Annotated in this window: 13 protein-coding genes and 1 pseudogene; 12 read left to right on the top strand and 2 right to left on the bottom strand. The window is 59.0% G+C overall.

Annotated elements, in window-relative coordinates; all coding sequences use genetic code 11:
• Positions 1–3 precede the first annotated feature (3 nt).
• A complete protein-coding gene (locus N1937_RS25690; protein WP_260059190.1) occupies positions 4–1590 on the bottom strand; it encodes an AMP-binding protein in 1587 nt (528 codons plus the stop codon).
• A 199-nt stretch (positions 1591–1789) separates the two neighbouring features.
• On the opposite strand from N1937_RS25690, the gene N1937_RS25685 reads away from it, so the two are divergent.
• From N1937_RS25685 to N1937_RS25640, 10 genes and pseudogenes are all read left to right on the top strand, one after another.
• Positions 1790–2275 carry a MarR family winged helix-turn-helix transcriptional regulator gene (locus N1937_RS25685; protein ID WP_170259533.1) on the top strand — a complete coding sequence of 162 codons (486 nt, stop codon included), beginning with the start codon at positions 1790–1792 and terminating at the stop codon, positions 2273–2275.
• A gap of 212 nt (positions 2276–2487) precedes the next feature.
• Positions 2488–5160 (top strand): HsdM family class I SAM-dependent methyltransferase, encoded by a 2673-nt coding sequence (locus N1937_RS25680; RefSeq protein WP_260059189.1) that lies wholly within the window; start codon positions 2488–2490, stop codon positions 5158–5160.
• A gap of 102 nt (positions 5161–5262) precedes the next feature.
• Positions 5263–5400: a hypothetical protein gene (locus tag N1937_RS25675; RefSeq protein WP_260059187.1), complete on the top strand. Its 138-nt coding sequence runs from the start codon at positions 5263–5265 to the stop codon at positions 5398–5400.
• Positions 5401–5403: 3 nt separating this feature from the next.
• Positions 5404–6120, top strand: coding sequence for a hypothetical protein (locus N1937_RS25670; protein ID WP_260059185.1), 717 nt, complete (start codon positions 5404–5406; stop codon positions 6118–6120).
• 415 nt (positions 6121–6535) lie between these two features.
• Positions 6536–7201, top strand: a complete 666-nt coding sequence (locus N1937_RS25665) for a molybdopterin-dependent oxidoreductase (protein ID WP_260059184.1) — start codon at positions 6536–6538, stop codon at positions 7199–7201.
• Positions 7155–8561 carry an adenylate/guanylate cyclase domain-containing protein gene (locus N1937_RS25660; RefSeq protein WP_260059183.1) on the top strand — a complete coding sequence of 469 codons (1407 nt, stop codon included), beginning with the start codon at positions 7155–7157 and terminating at the stop codon, positions 8559–8561. Before N1937_RS25665 ends, N1937_RS25660 begins: the two co-directional genes overlap by 47 nt.
• Positions 8562–9186: 625 nt before the next feature.
• Positions 9187–10135, top strand: a protein-coding gene (locus tag N1937_RS25655) for an IS630 family transposase (protein WP_085991549.1) whose coding sequence is annotated in 2 segments (ribosomal slippage) — positions 9187–9522 and positions 9524–10135 — 948 coding nt in all. Because the reading frame shifts where the segments join, the coding sequence is not laid out codon by codon here.
• Positions 10136–10216: 81 nt separating this feature from the next.
• Positions 10217–10552 carry a DUF2958 domain-containing protein gene (locus N1937_RS25650; RefSeq protein WP_260059182.1) on the top strand — a complete coding sequence of 112 codons (336 nt, stop codon included), beginning with the start codon at positions 10217–10219 and terminating at the stop codon, positions 10550–10552.
• Between the two features lie 377 nt (positions 10553–10929).
• Positions 10930–11314 (top strand): annotated as a pseudogene (locus tag N1937_RS25645) (site-specific DNA-methyltransferase); the annotation flags it as partial.
• Between the two features lie 1036 nt (positions 11315–12350).
• Positions 12351–12749 carry a hypothetical protein gene (locus tag N1937_RS25640; RefSeq protein WP_260059181.1) on the top strand — a complete coding sequence of 133 codons (399 nt, stop codon included), beginning with the start codon at positions 12351–12353 and terminating at the stop codon, positions 12747–12749.
• Between the two features lie 418 nt (positions 12750–13167).
• Here the strand turns inward: N1937_RS25640 and N1937_RS25635 are convergent, their stop codons facing one another.
• Positions 13168–14067 carry a helix-turn-helix transcriptional regulator gene (locus N1937_RS25635; RefSeq protein ID WP_260059180.1) on the bottom strand — a complete coding sequence of 300 codons (900 nt, stop codon included), beginning with the start codon at positions 14065–14067 and terminating at the stop codon, positions 13168–13170.
• A gap of 248 nt (positions 14068–14315) precedes the next feature.
• Here N1937_RS25635 and N1937_RS25630 point away from each other — a divergent pair, with 248 nt between their 5' ends.
• Together N1937_RS25630 and N1937_RS25625 are read left to right on the top strand one after the other, a co-directional pair.
• Positions 14316–15779 carry an aldehyde dehydrogenase gene (locus tag N1937_RS25630; RefSeq protein ID WP_260059179.1) on the top strand — a complete coding sequence of 488 codons (1464 nt, stop codon included), beginning with the start codon at positions 14316–14318 and terminating at the stop codon, positions 15777–15779.
• A 66-nt stretch (positions 15780–15845) separates the two neighbouring features.
• Positions 15846–17165, top strand: coding sequence for an ABC transporter substrate-binding protein (locus N1937_RS25625; protein WP_260059178.1), 1320 nt, complete (start codon positions 15846–15848; stop codon positions 17163–17165).
• Positions 17166–17170: the final 5 nt, after the last annotated feature.

The raw sequence follows: 17170 nt of genomic DNA, 5'->3' as shown, positions 1-17170 counted from the left end.
GCTTCACAGGGCCCGTCGTTGAAGGGTTTCGTCGGAATGGAACTGGCGCAGGACATGTTTCTGCACCTTGCCGGAGGCGGTGCGGGGAATGGCCTCGACGAAGAGGATGCGCGCCGGACGCTTGAAGGCGGCGAGCCTTGCCGCGCAATGGCCGGCGATCTCGTCGCCCGTTGCCGCAGCCCCCGGTCGCAGCACGACATAGGCGAGGCCGCATTCGCCCCACTTGATGTCGGGAATGCCGACCACCGCCGCGTCGAGGATATCGGGATGACTTGCGAGCGCTGCTTCGACCTCGGCGGGATAAACATTCTCGCCGCCGCTGATATACATGTCCTTCAGCCGGTCGACGATGCGATAGAAGCCGTTCGCTTCACGCCGCCCGAGATCGCCGGTGCGGTACCAGCCGTCGGTGAAGGCGGCAGCGGTTTCCTGAGGCTTGTTCCAGTAGCCCGGCGTCACCGCCGGCCCGCGCAGCCAGAGTTCGCCGATCTCGCCTTCATCAACCTCGCGGCCATCCTCGTCGACGATACGAATGTCGAGCAAGGGCGCGGGAAGACCGACGCTGCCGGGATTGTCCTGCACGGCGCGCCGGTCGATCGGCACGTGCAGCACCGTTCCGGCCTCGCTCATGCCGTAACCGTTGACCAGTGCCACGCCGTCATCGAGATAGCTTTCGATCAGCGCCTGCGTCAGCGGCGCGCCGCCGACGAAGAGCGCATGCAGGCCGGCGAGCGCCGCGGCGCTATAGGCAGGATCGTCGCGCAAGGCGAGCGCGATCTGCGGCACGGCGAAATAATGGGTGACGGCACGCTGCCGGTCGGCAAGGGCGGCGAGTGTGCGCGCCGGCGTGAAGCGGTCGGAGACGACAAGCGTGCCGCCCAGCATCAACGTGGTGCGCGCCACCGCGATCAGCCCGATCGTATGGAAGAACGGCAGATCGCACAGGGCAACGGATTTTGGCCCGATCTCTCCGACGACGGAAAAATTGATGGCGGCAAAGAAGGCGTTGCGGCGGGTGATGACGACGCCTTTCGGCTGACCCGTCGTGCCCGAGGTGTAGAGAAGGACGCAAGTTGCGTCGGCATCGGCGGGCAGCGGAGCGGCTGGTACGCTCGCCTCGATCCGCGCGGCGAGCCCGGCCGGACCGTCGGCCGTCGATATCACCGCCATCTCAGGATCAGCGCCCGCAAGACTGGCGACGGTTGCCGCGAACTCCTCGTCATGAACGAGCAAAGCCGGCGCGCAATCGGCAAGGATCGGCCGAAGCTCGGCGGCGTTGAGCCGCCAGTTGAGCGGCACGTAGATGGCGCCGGCCCGCTGGCAGGCAAAGGCAAGCACGATCGAATCCATCGAGTTGCGCGCCAGCATGGCGACACGCGCCCCATCGCGGCGCACTCCGAGCACATCGCTCAGAAAGCCGGCGCAGCAGGCGATCCGCGCATCGAGCTCGGCATAGGTGAGCTGCCGGCCGCTGGCGATCTCGAACAGAGCTGGACGGTCCGGTGCGACGCGGGCGCGGTAAAGGATCGGATCATCCGTCACCAGCCCGCAATCCGCCGACGAAGCCATCCCGGAAAAGGAATGCGCCATGTTCTCCTCCCATGCCCACCGCTCCCCGCGGCAGGCATCAAATTTGTATGCAACACATACTAATATCTTTTTCCCATGATGCAAGAGGCGTTCAACACAAATCCGTTCGTTCGAAGGAGCACAGGGAAATCCGCACTACGGATATTGACTAACCTGCTGATTTTGATGGTTATGACCCTGGATGAGGCGAGAACGAACGATGAGCACCAAACCACCGCAGGACGATTTCGAGGGCGACGATGCGCCCGCGACGCCGGGCCTCGACGTCGGCCGGCTTGGCGACCTGCTGGGATTTCATCTGCGCATGGCCCATGTCGCAGTCTATCGCGACTTCGCCGAAACCATGGCGGCGCTGGCGCTGACGCAGAAGCAGCTGGCGGTGATGGAACTCGTCGCCGGCAATCCCGGCGCATCGCAGATCGACCTTGCCAATACGCTCGGCACCGACCGGGCGACGATGATGGCCCTCGTCAACCGGCTGGCAGCCCGCGACCTGATCGAGCGCCGGCCCTCCGCGGCCGACCGCCGCCGCCAGGAGCTTCATCTGACGAAGGCGGGAGGCGCAATGCTCGCCCGGGCGCGTGAACTGATCGATAGGCACGAGCAGCGTTTCATCGAGCTGTTTTCGCGCGAGGAACTGGATGCGCTGCTGACGGCGCTGAAGCGGATATACAAGGGGAGCTGAAGCCCGCCTTCGCTTTTCCCGGCGAGCCGGGTTCAGACCCACTTGCAGCGGAGAAGCGTCATGAGCCTGAGCTACGGACCTTGCGGTGCCGCACATTAAGCGCCGCAAGGACAGCCCCGCATGCCCCGGGAGCCGGGCGACGGAAATACGGCTTGGTTGCACTGAATCAGCACATATGTCATTGGAGTGACGGCGCAAATGGACGTCCGAGAATGGCAGGAATTCAGGAATTTGCCGAGACGGAGATAGTTACGGTGAGGGCGGAAAACCCTGTAAACTGGCTGATCGAGCTTTCCGACGAGGACACCAAAAGCAGCATTGACGGGCTGATTCTGGTGAATGAATTCCGCGCACTAGAACTTCCGCCCGAACAATATGAGATGATGGAGAAGGCGGAGAGTTACGAGGCGCATTCGGTCTTTTTCGAGGCCAGTCGGAACAACCGATCGCAGGTAGCTCAGGCCTTCATTTACGTCAGTGATCATCCCGGTGCGAGCGATGAATTCGCTCTCCTGCACAAGAGGCTGTGGAGCTGGGGAGGCGTTCCCCTACTCTATCGTAAGACACCCGGGAAAGTGGAGTTGTTCCGCTGCGCCAGCAAGGCAGACTTTGACCAGAGCAGCGAGATTCCCAAGTATCGTGCCTATGATACGCTGACCGTCGCCGCCGACATCGCGAACGCTGAAAGCGCCACGGCCGCATGGTGGGATTTCGGCCGCCTGCGCAATGGCACCTTATGGGACGATCCTACCGTCTGCGAGCACCTGCTGTCGGACACGGCGTCGGCGCATCGGCATCTAGTCAGCAATATCTTCGGTCTCTACAAGAAGATTAAGGCGGGTGCGCTACTCAGCGAAAGCCTGCAGCGCCGGTTGCTGATCCTGTCGCTGCTGATCGCGTATCTTGACGAGCGCAACGCACTCGAGACCGACTATTTCGCGCAGTTCCAACCCGGAGCGACGACCTTTGCCGAAGTAATGCGCAGCGGTCTGGCTCTGGTCAAGCTGCTGGCGGCCCTCGAAAAGCGCTTCAACGGCCATGTGTTCGAACTCGATGACGATCTCCGCGCGGAACTTGTCGAAAGCACGCAGCTTGGAGCCTTCGCCGATCTCATCGAAGGGCAACAGGATGCGCATGGCCAAGGAAGCTTCTGGCGGCTCTACTCATTCCGTGACCTGCCAGTAGAACTGATCAGCAACATTTATCAGCTGTTTGTCGAGGACAAGGATAGCTCGATCTACACGCCGCCGGCGCTTGTCCGCCTGATGCTCGACGAGGCCTTGAGCTGGGAGCGCATTGATACGCTGGTCGAACGCGACGAGATCATTCTCGATCCAGCGTGCGGTTCGGCAGTCTACCTAGTGGAGGCCTATAAGCGCCTAGTCCTTCACTGGCGGATGCGAAACGGATGGGAAAGACCCACGACTGCAGTTTTGAAGGCGTTGCTCGCCCGCGTCCATGGTGTCGATCTGGAACCAGGCGCGATCAAACTCGCCGCTTTCAGTCTCTGCCTTGCGCTGTGCGAGGCACTCGAACCCGAACATATTCGCAAAAGCGTCCAGTTGTTCCCCGAACTCGAGGGCGAGACTTTGCATTCCAGTTGCTTCTTCGAGGCACTCGAGCGAGGACTGATCACGAAGGATGTCGGCGTGATAGTCGGCAATCCGCCATTCAAGTCCAAGCTTTCAACACCAGCAGCATCGCGCGCCGCTGCTGCCTTCAAGACAGCACTCGGTAGCAAGTTGCCCGATGACCAGCTTGCTTACCTATTCCTCGTTTATGCGAAGGGCCTTCTCGCGGAGCGTGGGGTCATCAGTATGATCCAACCGGCCGGATTCCTCTACAACCTGAACCCCGAAGCGATACGTCGGCATCTTTTCAGGAATTGGGATATTCGCGAGATCCTCGATTTCGTGTCGGTCCGAGGATTGTTCTCTAAGGGAGATGCTGACACGAAAATCATCGTCGTCATCGCCGTAGCGGGCGAACTCGACCCCGCTCGGAAGGTCCTGCACGCCATATTCCGCCGCAGCGGCAAGGCGGATGCGGAGCAGAGCTTCGACATCGATTATTACGATATGCACTGGCTTTCCAGAACCCCGGATTTGGCCGATCATCGCACATGGCGCTCCGGGCTTCTCGGCAACCAGCGCGTCGCCGCCTTCGTCCAGCGATTGACAAAGATGCGGACGCTGGGCGTGTTCGCAAAGGAGAAAGGTTGGGTGTTCGGCCAAGGCTTCATGACCGGCAACAAGGCTCATCGGCATTCACTCGACCATATCTGGGGCAAGAAAATGGTGCCCCCAGGCGCAATCGGCCCGTTCGGGATCGACAGAAGCAAAGTGACGGACGCGCCGCAGGTTCCGATCTCGGACGCGAAGTCCGAGCAGGCATTTCAATCGCCGCTGCTCCTCGTCCGGAAGCACCAGGATCTCGACCACGGGGTGTGGACCGACGGCTATATGACCTTCGCAGATGAGATCGTTGGCTTCTCGGGGGCAGAAAAGAGCGCCGAGTCGCTGCGCCAGGTCGCGGAGTTTCTGTCGGCCAATCGAGATGCGCTATCGGCATACGTCGCCGCAACCAGCTTCAGGCTGTATAATAAGAAGGCGACGGTGACGAGCACTGGCGATATTCTCGACCTTCCGTTTCCAGAGACGGGAGATCTCGCAGTGAGCCCCAGCGAATCCATTTTAGTTCAAGATATTGTGAAGTTTCAGCGCGAACTCATCCGAATGGGCGACAAATCGTTCGCGCTGAAAAGCACCGGCCATAGCGCGATGCCCGAATTCAACGAGACGCTTCTCGCTTCGATTAATCGGTTTTACGGCGACAACCGGCTGATCGCACATCCACACCAATCCTGGCCTGGCATCATATGTTAGCCCTATTCGTTTGGCCCGACCGAAATCGACTGGTCGGACAGCGATAAACTACGCGGACGGCTCGACGTCCTCATCCGGGAGCAACGCAGCGAAACAATCTCGGTGACCCGGATTGCCCGGATCTATGACGATAATCTTCTTTTCCTGATCAAACCCGACAGGCTCCGCTTCTGGATGCGGTCAATCGCTTTGCGCGACGCCGACGAGGTGCTCGCCGATCTTCGCGCGCAGGGTTACTAGTTCATGCTGGCGGACCGGGGGGCGGAAGGGGCGGTAGTACAGGGTCTGAGGGCAGGACTCCACCTGCCCGCGACCCAACTTCGAAAGCTGGTGGCCTTTATCGGGACCGCACTGCCATTCTGGCGAGACGATGATCTCCGCAGGCCGGAGACAGCCGAGGACGCTCTCTCCGACCAACTCTGCGACTTCCTCAACGACGTGGCGCGAAACTCACCGGGTCTAGATGCCTTCAAGTTCCAGCGCGAGACGCGCGACGATAGCAAGGGCGGGCGTAATCTGGACATCGCTGCAAAGCCGAGCGGATGCTCGATTTGGATCGGCGACCGACATTATTCACCCTATGATATTTTCCTGCCGATCGAGTGCAAGCGCCTTCCCACCCCTGCCGCCAAAAAGCGCGATCCACGCGAGTATCTTTTCAGTAGCAGCAGTTCGACCGGGGGCGTCCAGCGTTTCAAGAGCGGCGCGCATGCCGCCAATCATGGATTTGCGGCGATGATCGGATATGTCCAGGATCAGGATATTCCACATTGGCAACAGGAACTCGGTAAGTGGATCGACGAGCTGTCGACATCGGCCGCGCCATTATGGAGCGCGAACGATCGCCTCGAACTGGAGCGTCATGACAAGGGCGGACGCCAGGCGATCTTCAATTCCAACCACGCCCGCGCCAACGGTCTCAGCGATATCGCAATGAGTCATCTCTGGATCGAAATGTGAGAGCGCCCCGGGGCGTAGATTCAAGAGGGACGAGGCCGCGGCCGGGATTGCCTAGTTTATTTTAGCCGATGCTTGCCTGGAACGAGCGAAGTGCAGTGTTCGAGCGTATGCATTGAGAAGCCTCGTTGATGTTCCATCGCTGATCCATATCTGCGAGCAATTGTTGAGACGTCGAACGGCCGCTTTCAGGTGCATCCGCGGAAACGCTGAATGGCTAAAATGAGGGCGCAAAGCGGTCAAGACCGCCGTCGGCGCCTTTGCTGCCGTTCGAGGTCGATCCGACGAACGTGCGGTATGTGCTAGAATGCGGCCCGAAGGCGGAATGCGACGGACGCACTGCGAGGGGCGGTGTGATGTACCGGAATTCGCGCGACCGAGAGCCGACGTTGTGCTCTTGAAAGGGGAGACGAGGACGATGCCGACACCAGAGCAACCCAGTCTAATAGTTCGACAGAAATCCCCACAGAACAACGAGTTTCCGTTTGCGTCGCTCTCCGATTGGCTGATCCCAACCGAGCTGTTCTTCGTGCGAAACCATTTCCCGTCGCCGCACCTCGATGCGCGAGACTGGAGATTGCGCGTTGGCGGGGCGGTGGAGCGGCCGATCGAACTTGACCTCGACAGCATCAAGGCGATGCGGAGCACGACTTTCACCGCCGTGGTCGAGTATGCGGGGAACGGGCGCGTCTACTATGAGCCGCCGAAGGAGGGGTTGCAGTGGCAGAACGGAGCCGTCGGCAATGCCGCGTCATGTCCGCTTTGCAGCAACAGCGACGGGTGGCTCGATGACCATTATGGGGCGCAAACCGGAAGCACTGATGCCGTCATTGGTTCGAAGCACTCACGTTTTGTCATTGACCATGTTGCGACGAAGGGGTCGGGGATCGTTGGCTGCGGCGCTCTACAAATGAACAATCCAAGTCGCTTGGGCAGCAGACAGCTCCCAGCCTATAGATTTCTATTACGACACTCCCGTGATATGATCCCGGTCCTGGCGTTGTCCGCCGTGGGTTCTGCACACGGAGACTTGTCTCATGAGCGAAGTGGACGTCCTTTTTGCCTCCCTGCGACAGGCGGCTGACCCGCAGACGGTCGAGTGCATCGAAAACGTCGTCATGCACGGCTCGGATCGCGAGCTCAATCGCATCAATGCGCTCGCTTTCGCCGATGAGCACCATCTCGACGAAGAGAAAACCATCGCCGCGTTTCTCCATGCAGCCCGCATAGGCGCATTCGAAATGACCTGGAACGTCCTTTGCCCAGGATGCGGCGGCGTCCTCGACAGCGGCGCAACCCTCAAAAACGTCGTCCACGAGACGTACCATTGCGCGCTCTGCGCGGCCGGATACGAACCGACCCTCGACGAGATGGTCGAGGTCACGTTTACGGTCAGTCCGCGCGTGCGCAGGATTGCCGCCCACGATCCCGATCGGTTGTCGCCGCTCGAGTACTACCGCCAGATCTTCTTCAGCTCCGGCGTTGACCTGCCTGACGATCTCGAAGCGAGGCTGGCGCGCATCCAGCTGGAGATGATCGAGCTGGATCCGGGCGAGAAGGCCTTCGTCTCCCTGCAACTGCCGGCGCAATTCGTCATCATCTTCGATGCGGTCACACACTCGGCGCAGTTCATCGACGTGCAGGGAGAGCCCACCGACGAACGTCAGAACCTCTCGATGATCATCAGCCGGACGCATGCGCTGAACGAAACGCTGACCCTGCGTCCTGGCTCACTGCGGCTGACCCTCGAGAACCACACCGATCGCAGGGTGGTGCCGAACGTCTGCATCGCAGGCGATGACCTGCACGACCTCTTGGGCCGCAGGCGGCCTTTCCTGACGGCCAAGCGTCTGCTGACGAACCAGAGCTTCCGCGACATCTATCGGACCGACACACTCGACGTCGACCAGCGCCTCAAGATCACCAGCCTGACCTTCCTCTTCACTGACTTGAGGGGCTCGACCGCGCTTTACGAGCGCGTCGGAGATCTTGCCGCCTTCGATCTGGTGCGAGCGCATTTCCGGGTTCTTCACGAGATCGTCGCCACAGAGGCCGGAGCGGTCGTCAAGACCATAGGCGATGCGGTGATGGCGACCTTCCCGAGCCCGGACCGCGCGGTGGCGGCCGCACTCAGGATGCGGGAGGCGATGCTTCGGTTGAATGCCGAACATGGCAGTGACGATCTCCTGTTGAAGATCGGCATCCATGAGGGGCCGTGCCTCGCGGTCAACCTGAACGACCGGCAGGACTATTTCGGCCAGACCGTCAATATCGCCTCCCGCGTCCAGGGCCTTGCCGATCCCAATGTCATCATGACGACGGAGGCGATCGTTGGGGATGCCCAAGTTTCAGAGATCCTCCGCGACAGCGGCATCTCATCGGTCTCCCGGATGGAGGAACTTCAGGGCATCGGGCGGGAGGTGAGGATTTTTGCGCTGTCGTGAGTTTGGGGTGTTCTTCGAGGTCAAGCTAGGTTGAGCCGTTTGCGCTGACGGTCCGAAGCGGGCAAAACGGTGGGCAGGGAGGGAGGAAGCGGAGCCATCGGGGCAAGCCTAGATTAGAAACGAAAACAAAGCCTTATTGGACTTTCTGGTACGTTTTCGAGCTTGTTCCTGTGTACGCTAACCGAGAGAAATGTCAACATTTCACACCGTCGCATTACTCAGTGAGGCGAGCGAGACTGGAGAGATTTGAATTTTCTCAGCAACTCCCGAAAAGCCCGGAAAATAAGGCTACTAGCACCGTCCGATTGGTCTCGGGTGTACCAATGTTGTGGACCGGTTTTAAACGAATGGCTGCGCACGGTTGTCAACAGTCTAGCGAACCATTTTTGACGCTTTGAGGCTGCGTGGAAGCGTTGCATTCGAGCCTTGACCTCTTCGACCCTGCAAGCACCTCACCCCGTTTCTTCCCGAGGCCCTCTACATCGGTCGGATTTGCCGCTGATGGACAAGCGCAAGCGTGCTTATAGTATCCGGCTAGAGCGGTTCATCGCTTCTCGGAATCGCTAGATTCTCGAATCAGCAAATATGTGATTCCTGATGGGTACTGGAAAGGAGGCCAGTATCCATGACACGACCATATTCCAATGATCTTCGTGAAAGAGTTGTCGCTGCAGTTGCGGCCGGTCAGAGCTGCCGGGTGGTGGCGGATCGGTTCGATATAGCTGTTTCCTCTGTGGTGAAGTGGTCGCAGCGTTATCGAACGACGGGCAGCGTTACGCCTGGGAAGATGGGCGGCCATCGCCGGCGGGTGCTGGAGCCGCATCGTGCCTTCATCATCGAGCGGATTGAGAAGACCTCGCATCTGACGCTGCATCGTCTGAAGGACGAACTGGCGGCGCACGGCGTGACAGTCTCCCACAACGCCATCTGGCAGTTCATGCGTCGCGAAGGCTTCAGCTTTAAAAAAAACACTATTCGCCCTTGAGCAAGGCCGTGCCGATATCGCCCGGCACCGCAGGCGCTGGAAAGCCTGGCAAAGCCGTTTCGACCCGAGTCGTTTGGTCTTTATCGACGAAACTTGGATCAGAACCAACATGACGCCGTTGCGGGGCTGGGGGCCAAAGGGCAAAAGGCTGCACGGCTTTGCCCCGCATGGCCGCTGGCGAACGCTGACCTTCCTCGGCGCGCTCCGCTGCGATCGGCTAACCGCGCCCTGCGTCTTCGACGGCCCGATCAACGGCGAGTGCTTCCGCGCCTATGTGAGCCAGCAACTGATTCCTACCCTCAAATCCGGCGACATTGTCATCGCCGACAATCTCGGTTCTCACAAATCCAAAGCAATCCGGGATGCCATCAAGGCGGTCGGGGCAAGGCTGTGGTTCCTGCCGAAATACTCGCCCGACCTCAATCCGATCGAACAGACATTCGCCAAAATCAAGCATTGGATGCGCGAAGCTCAAAAGCGAACCAGCGAGGATACATGGCGCCATCTCGGGCACCTCGTCGAAACCATCAAACCAGACGAATGCGAAAACTACTTCCGCAATGCAGGATACGCTTCAGTCAAAACATGAACCGCTCTAGCCTCTCCTGAATCCGATGTTCCTAAGGTTCAGAACGGTCGCGAGGTGCGACTGAGAACAGAGGCCAAGGAAATGCTGCTGACTCGCGAATTCAAGAACCATCTTCGTCATAACGCCGAACTTTCTGAAAGCCCCGAACGCGACCACAAGCCCGTCGTCAAGCTCTTCACGCCCGATGCAAATGCAACATGGCTCTTCTCCGAGCTTGCGGCAGACGGTGATACCTTGTTTGGGCTTTGCGACCTTGGCCATGGTTGCCCCGAACTTGGCTACGCAAGCCTCTCTGAAATTTCGACCCTACGAGGGCGCTTCGGCCTTCTGGTCGAACGCGATAACCATTTTAGAGCCGACAAGCCATTGTCGGTGTATGCCGATGCGGCTCGCATCCATGGCAGGATCGTCGCTTAGTCGGCGATCCACCTCGCAGCTTCCCCTCTCGCTTTCAGCGCTGTAGCCATACCCAACGAGTCGCGAAGTCCGCTCCTGGCAAACTCCTGGAGGACGGGATGCAAAATCGGGCGGTAGTCGGTCCCGACGCTCACAAGCATCTCCTGCGGCTTCCTTACTTCCGATTTCAGCATGCGCGAATTCCCGCGCTGCGGCTTTTTGCCGTCGCTATGCTCAGCGCTCCGATATGCTCATTTATGGTTTTACTAAGGTCCGGTTTCAGCGTGAACTCAGGCAAGCCGAGGTGGCGGATTGCGTCATGCAATGGGTTGCGTTGCCGCCGCAATCTTTGATCTAAAGGGAAATCAATTAGAGAGAGTAACTTTGAGGGTGATTCTGTGGCGCGACTGACAGAACAAGAACAGCAGGAAATCATTCGCTTCATTGAGGCCGACAAGCCCTTGCCGGAAAAATACCGCTTCCTGCTTTTCGACGACAAGCGCGAGGTGGAACTTGTCTGGAATGGCAAGACCAATGAGGTCTGCAATGTCGTTCTCCCCTTTCAGACTATTGAACAGGTAGACGAGCCTCGGGCGGAAAAGCCCGAAGATACGGCCGCGCAACACGATTTGTTTTCGACGGACAGCCGAGGGCGGCAGCTTAAGGGATGGACTAACAAACTCATCTGGGGCGATAACAAACTCATTTTATCGTCATTGAAAAGGGCCGCTCCGCGAGGAAATCGAACGCCAGGGCGGTTTGAAGCTCATCTATATCGACCCCCTACCGTAGGTCGTTTCCATTGGAAACGCTGATCTAAAGAAGATTCACAGCAATTCAGCAGCTTGCTAAAAAAGGTGCCAAATCTCGACAGTGCGATTTGGAAGAAGCTCGAAAAAGTAGCAGGACCGGCGGCACTCCTGCCACAGACGTTCGATCATTTGGAACGATATCTAATGCCGACCAATCCATAACGGTAGGTTTTTCATGCCCGTTGCCTACATTAGATTGTTTTGATAAACTTCGCCTCAATTAGTAGATGTTTACTCGTGACCTTCGGTTATGATTTGGCCCGTTAGTCCTCTCACGGCTGGCGCGTTTTTAGTATTAACTAATTATAACTCATCGTATTCCCCCGAATTTTCTTTTCTACCAGCCATTACAGATATTGGTATATTTATAATATTATAGTATTGTAATGTCCGCGTGTATAATTGCACGTTTTTTCTGGGGGACGAACGATGAACGATCAATCTTCTAAGGTCTCATCAGGGCTTGAAGCTGATGGAGTAGGCAAAACAGCTGACGATGCCCTAGTTGTAAAGCAGGGGCAGTCTCCTGGTCTGCTTACGACATGTCGATTCATCAATCGACGTAACGGACCGTGCACTGTATCGGTTTGGTATTCAACTGGTGGCGTAAGCAATGCAACTCTGCAATATCAAGGTGACTATTGGGACCTCCATGTCAGAAATGGCGACTGCTATTGCTGGGATTGGAACGGGCCTTGTTCTGCGAATTGCAGCCTGACCTGCGCTCCTGGCAATACTTACTACGTTGGGTAGCTACGCGTATCGCGATAGAATGGTGCTAGCTTCGGATTAGACAATTCGAAGCTAGCTGTCCAAGTAGCCTATGGCAGTGCATGGTGCGATACGCCCGGGACGCAAGAGATTTTGCGATATGGACGACGAAGGCTGCGGCGATTGTAGCTGTGAATCAAGCCATACATGTGGACGCGATGGCTTCGTCCAAAAACATGGGTCAGTTTGCGAAAATGAACTGCAAACAATGAAGGTCTGCTTGAGGGAGGCGTCTCATGCGAAAAGCTCTATTCATGGTTGTTACTGCATTCCTTTTTGGACCCTCTGCTCACGCGGCTGACAGTTTGATATGCGGACCCCCGTATGGCAAGACAAATGGCGCTCCAATTGGGAATGCGCTCAAGGATGTTAAACCCTCAACTGCGGCAGACCTATGTGCCGCAATACCTAGTGGAAGCGAAGTGGATAGTTTGCGTTGCACGACGAAAACCGCCTCAGAGCATGGTTATTTTTTCGGATGCCAAATCGGCACCAGTTGCCATGACAGCGGAACATTTGCTTCTCCGGTGCGCAGTAAACTGAAAGATTTGGATAGCATTTGTATCCATTATGAAAATAAAGGTTCGCAGGTTCACAATACGTCGCTATTCATCAAAATCAAAAAACGATCATGATGCCTCTGGCTCGGCTGCTATATCAGCCTGTGCGTGTGAGCAAGGCGACAAACTGCCGACCAGGGGTATCGTTAGGCATTTCGTTAGATGGAAAATTTCTCGAAACGTTTGCAGACGCGCCCATTTGGGTCATGTCTGATTGAGGTGCCAGAGCGCTAGAAATAAGGCTTTCGCGCCGCTGACACAAATGCCCGGTAGGGCATAGCTTAACGTACATGGCAACCTTACATGGTTTTCGGTGACCGTTAGGATTAATATCTGTTTGGGCGACACCATTCAGCGGACAGAACCTTCACGGTCGCTGATTGAGCGTGCACAATTGGCGCATTGCAGTCCCACGCCGGCTTGGAATTCCGTGTCAGGCATGATTTGCGATCCAGGACAGAAAAATTCCAACTTTACCCAATGTGCCCCGAGCCTAAGGCCAATCCGCATAACCCGAGGACAGCATGCTGTTTTCCGAGCCTGCCGAAGCGCGGGCGATCTCGCGGTAGCTGGCGGGGGAAAGGCCGGTCTTGCGCTTGAAGAAATGGCTGAAATAGGTCGGGTCGCGGAAGCCGAGGCTGTCGGAGATTTCCTGGATATTGCGGGCCGACCGCTCCAATCTCAGCTTTGCCTCCTGCACCACGCGTTCGTGCAGAAGCTGGATCGGCGAGCGGCCGAGCGCCCTTTGGCAGGTGGAATGCAGCCGGTCGGCTGTGACGCCCAATTCTGCGGCATAATCGCTGATCGGCCGGTGCTGGCGGAAACCGGCCTCGACCAGTTGCCGATATCTCTGCAGGATCGATCCCACTTCGCCCTGTCCGCGCTGCTCGCTTCTTTCGCCATCGGAGCCGCGCCACAGCGCCATCAGGATGAGCCTGATATAGGCGGATGCGACCATCCAGGAGGAGCGGGAGGGATCGCCCAGTTCCCGTACGAAGCCGGAGATCAGCGGGCTGATTTCGGTGACCGTCAAGGGATCCAATGCCTCGACCAGCTTGCGCTGTTCGGTGAAAATGCGCAGCGAATAGGATTCCACCTTGTCGCCGATCGCATCGACCATGATCTGCGGCGAAGCGCCGACCAGATGGGCCGCGGTTCCGGCCGATATCGACAGGTCGCATCGCGCCTGCGGCGGCAGGAAGGCAAGCAGCGGTCCGTGCAGCGGCCGATGTTCGCCATTGCCGAAATGAAGCTCCCCACTCCCCTCCCCAAGCAGAAGGAAATGATGGAAATCGGCATAGAGTCCTTTTTGAAAACGGATGCGTCGGTGCGACAGCGACGGAGCGTGCCACTCGCCCCTGGCATAGTGATGAATTCCGCCGTTCGTCGCCAACGCTTCTCCTCCATCCCCACGCCAAACAATGCAGTAATCGCCGGATAATTACAATATTAACCCAATAAATCGCATTCCATCCGCGCCAGATCGGCGTAACCTCTTCTCCATCAGCCTTTGGGAGGAGGCTCTTCAACAGATGCAGGAACGGTCAGGCGGCCCTCGTGGCGCCGCGTCCGCTCGTTTTCTCCCATGGCAACGACGCAAACCGGCATGTGGCGCCAACATGTGGCGCCAATACGGGACGAATGGGTGAAACAGTGTTTTCGGCACAGCTGATGATCAACAACGAGGCGATGGATGCTTCCGAAGGGGCCACCTTCGAACGCATCGATCCGTTGACCGGCGATGTCGCAACGATCGCCTCGGCAGGATCGATTGCCGACATGACGCGGGCAGCCAATGCGGCAGCGGCGGCCTTTCCGGACTGGTCGCAGACCGGCCCGGGCGAACGGCGCAGACTTCTGAATGCCGCAGCAGACATCCTGGAGGCCCGCACCCCCGAACTCGTTGCCGCCATGACCGGCGAAACCGGCGCCACCGCGCAATGGGCGGCGATCAATTGCGGCCTCGGCGCGGATATTCTTCGCGAGGCGGCGGCGATGACCACGCAAATATCCGGCGAGCTCATCCCTTCCGGCATTCCGGGAAGCCTCGCCATGGCGGTCCGCCAGCCGGCAGGCGTCTGCGTCGGCATTGCCCCCTGGAATGCGCCTGTTATCCTCGGCACCCGCGCCGTCGCCATGCCGCTTGCCTGCGGAAATACGGTCATCCTGAAGGCTTCCGAACTCTGCCCGAAGACCCATGGCCTGATCGGCGACATCCTGCGTGACGCCGGCTTTCCGCGCGGCGTCGTCAATGTCGTTTCCAATGCGCCGAGCGATGCAGCCGCCGTCGTCGATGCGCTGATCGCCCATCCCGCTGTCCGCCGCATCAACTTCACCGGCTCCACGCGTGTCGGCAGGATCATCGCCGAAACCGCGGCAAGGCATCTCAAGCGCTGCCTGCTCGAACTCGGCGGCAAGGCGCCGTTCATCGTCCTTGCCGATGCCGATATCAATGAGGCCGTCAGTGCGGCCGCCTTCGGCGCCTTCATGAACCAGGGTCAGATCTGCATGTCGACCGAGCGGATCATCCTGATGGACGAGATCGCCGACGGCTTCGTCGGCAAGTTCCGCACGAAGGCCGCAACCCTCGTCGCCGGCAATCCCAGGGACGGCAACACGCCGCTCGGCACGCTGATCAACGCCGAGGCCGTCCGCCGCATCCGATCGCTCGTCGATGACGCCCTGCAGAAGGGCGCGGTTCTCGTCTGCGGCGGCCAGGCCAACGGCACGCTGATGGACGCGACCGTCATCGATCACGTGACGCCTGCTATGCGGATCTACCGCGAGGAGAGTTTCGGGCCGGTCGCGGCGATCGTCCGGGTCGGCAGCGTCGACGAGGCTGTGACGGTTGCCAACGACAACGAATACGGGCTGTCGGCCGCCGTCTTCAGCGCCGACGTCAATGCAGCACTTGCCGTCGCCATGCGGCTCGAATCCGGCATCTGCCACATCAACGAAGCGACCGTTTCCGACGAGCCGCAAATGCCCTTCGGCGGCGTCAAATCAAGCGGCTACGGCCGCTTCGGCGGCAAGGCGGCAATCGATGAATTCACCGAGCTCAGATGGATCACCATGGCCTCGGGAAAACGGCACTACCCGATCTGAATAGATCGGCCGACATGAACACTGGGAACGGGCTGGGAGGCCCGATCAAGAGGGAGGAATGATTTCATGAACGGCATTTTCCGCAACGGCAAATTCAACGCGGCATCGCTGAGCCGCCGCTCTTTCATCGCATCGACCGTCGCGGGCGGTGCTGCGCTGGCGCTTTCCGGCCGCACGGCCTTCGCTCAGAGCGGCGATACGTTGAAGGTCGGCTTCATCAGCCCGCGCACCGGCCCTCTCGGCGGCTTCGGCGAAACGGACGGCTATGTGCTGGAACTGGCGCGCAAGGCGCTGGCGAACGGCCTGCAGGCGGGCGGCAAGACCTGGAAGGTTGAGATTCTCGACCAGGACACCCAGTCCGATCCCTCGCGCGCCGGCCAGTTGGCGAAGGACCTGATCAACAACCAAGCGATCGACCTGATGCTCGCCGTCTCGACGCCCGAAACCATCAATCCGGTGGCCGATGCCTGCGAGGCAGCCGGAATTCCCTGCCTTTCGACGGTCATGCCCTGGGAAGCCTGGTATTTCGGCCGCGGCGCCAAGCCGGGCGCGCCCTCGCCGTTCAAGTGGACCTATCATTTCGGCTTCGGCGTCGAAGAGTTCCACAAGGCCTATGTTTCGCAGTGGAACCTGATCGAGACCAACAAGAAGGTCGGCGTCATGTATCCCAACGACGCCGACGGCAATGCGATCCGCACGCATCTGGCGCCGGCGCTCGCCAAGGCGGGCTTCACCATCGTCGATCCCGGAGCCTATGAAACCGGAACCACCGACTTTTCCGCGCAGATCGCTCTCTTCAGGCAGGAGGGCGTGGAGATCTTCAATTCGTTCCCGATTCCGCCCGACTTCGCCGCCTTCTGGCGCCAGGCCGCACAGCAGGGCCTCACCCAGCAGATCAAGATCTGCCAGATCGCCAAGACCGGCCTGTTTCCCTCCGACATCGAGGCGCTCGGCGATCTCGGCCTGAACATCGGCAGCGCCGCCTACTGGCACAAGGCCTTCCCCTACAAATCGACGCTGACGGGCGTCTCCGGAACCGAACTCGCCGACGGCTATGAAACGGCCAGCGGCAAGCAGTGGACGCAGCAGCTCGGCGCCAGCCTTGCGCTTCTCGACGCCGGCTTCGATGCGCTGAAGGCCAGCACCGACGTCAAGAGCAAGGAGGCGGTCGTCAAGGCGATCAGCACGCTGAAGACCACCACGATCGCCGGCAAGGTCGACTTCACCAGCGGTCCCGTCGCCAACGTCTCTCCCGGGCCGATCATCGGCACGCAATGGGTGAAGGCGCCGGAGGGGTCGAAATTCGCGCTGGACTACGTCGTTACCGAAAACGCCACCGACCCGAATGTGCCAGTCGGCGCCAAGCTCACCGCTTATAACGGATAACGTAC

This window comes from Rhizobium sp. WSM4643 (assembly GCF_025152745.1).
GTDB classification, from domain to species: domain Bacteria; phylum Pseudomonadota; class Alphaproteobacteria; order Rhizobiales; family Rhizobiaceae; genus Rhizobium; species Rhizobium leguminosarum_I.
The sequence above is the reverse complement of the archived record's forward strand: the minus strand, read 5'-3'. Positions and strand labels throughout refer to the sequence as shown.

Bases quoted from the DNA above. Each gene is read 5' to 3' on its own strand.
- N1937_RS25690 (WP_260059190.1), bottom strand. From the start codon at position 1,590: ATGGCGCATTCCTTTTCCGGGATGGCTTCGTCGGCGGATTGCGGGCTG.
- N1937_RS25685 (WP_170259533.1), top strand. From the start codon at position 1,790: ATGAGCACCAAACCACCGCAGGACGATTTCGAGGGCGACGATGCGCCC.
- N1937_RS25680 (WP_260059189.1), top strand. From the start codon at position 2,488: ATGGCAGGAATTCAGGAATTTGCCGAGACGGAGATAGTTACGGTGAGG.
- N1937_RS25670 (WP_260059185.1), top strand. From the start codon at position 5,404: ATGCTGGCGGACCGGGGGGCGGAAGGGGCGGTAGTACAGGGTCTGAGG.
- N1937_RS25665 (WP_260059184.1), top strand. From the start codon at position 6,536: ATGCCGACACCAGAGCAACCCAGTCTAATAGTTCGACAGAAATCCCCA.
- N1937_RS25660 (WP_260059183.1), top strand. From the start codon at position 7,155: ATGAGCGAAGTGGACGTCCTTTTTGCCTCCCTGCGACAGGCGGCTGAC.
- N1937_RS25650 (WP_260059182.1), top strand. From the start codon at position 10,217: ATGCTGCTGACTCGCGAATTCAAGAACCATCTTCGTCATAACGCCGAA.
- N1937_RS25640 (WP_260059181.1), top strand. From the start codon at position 12,351: ATGCGAAAAGCTCTATTCATGGTTGTTACTGCATTCCTTTTTGGACCC.
- N1937_RS25630 (WP_260059179.1), top strand. From the start codon at position 14,316: ATGGGTGAAACAGTGTTTTCGGCACAGCTGATGATCAACAACGAGGCG.
- N1937_RS25625 (WP_260059178.1), top strand. From the start codon at position 15,846: ATGAACGGCATTTTCCGCAACGGCAAATTCAACGCGGCATCGCTGAGC.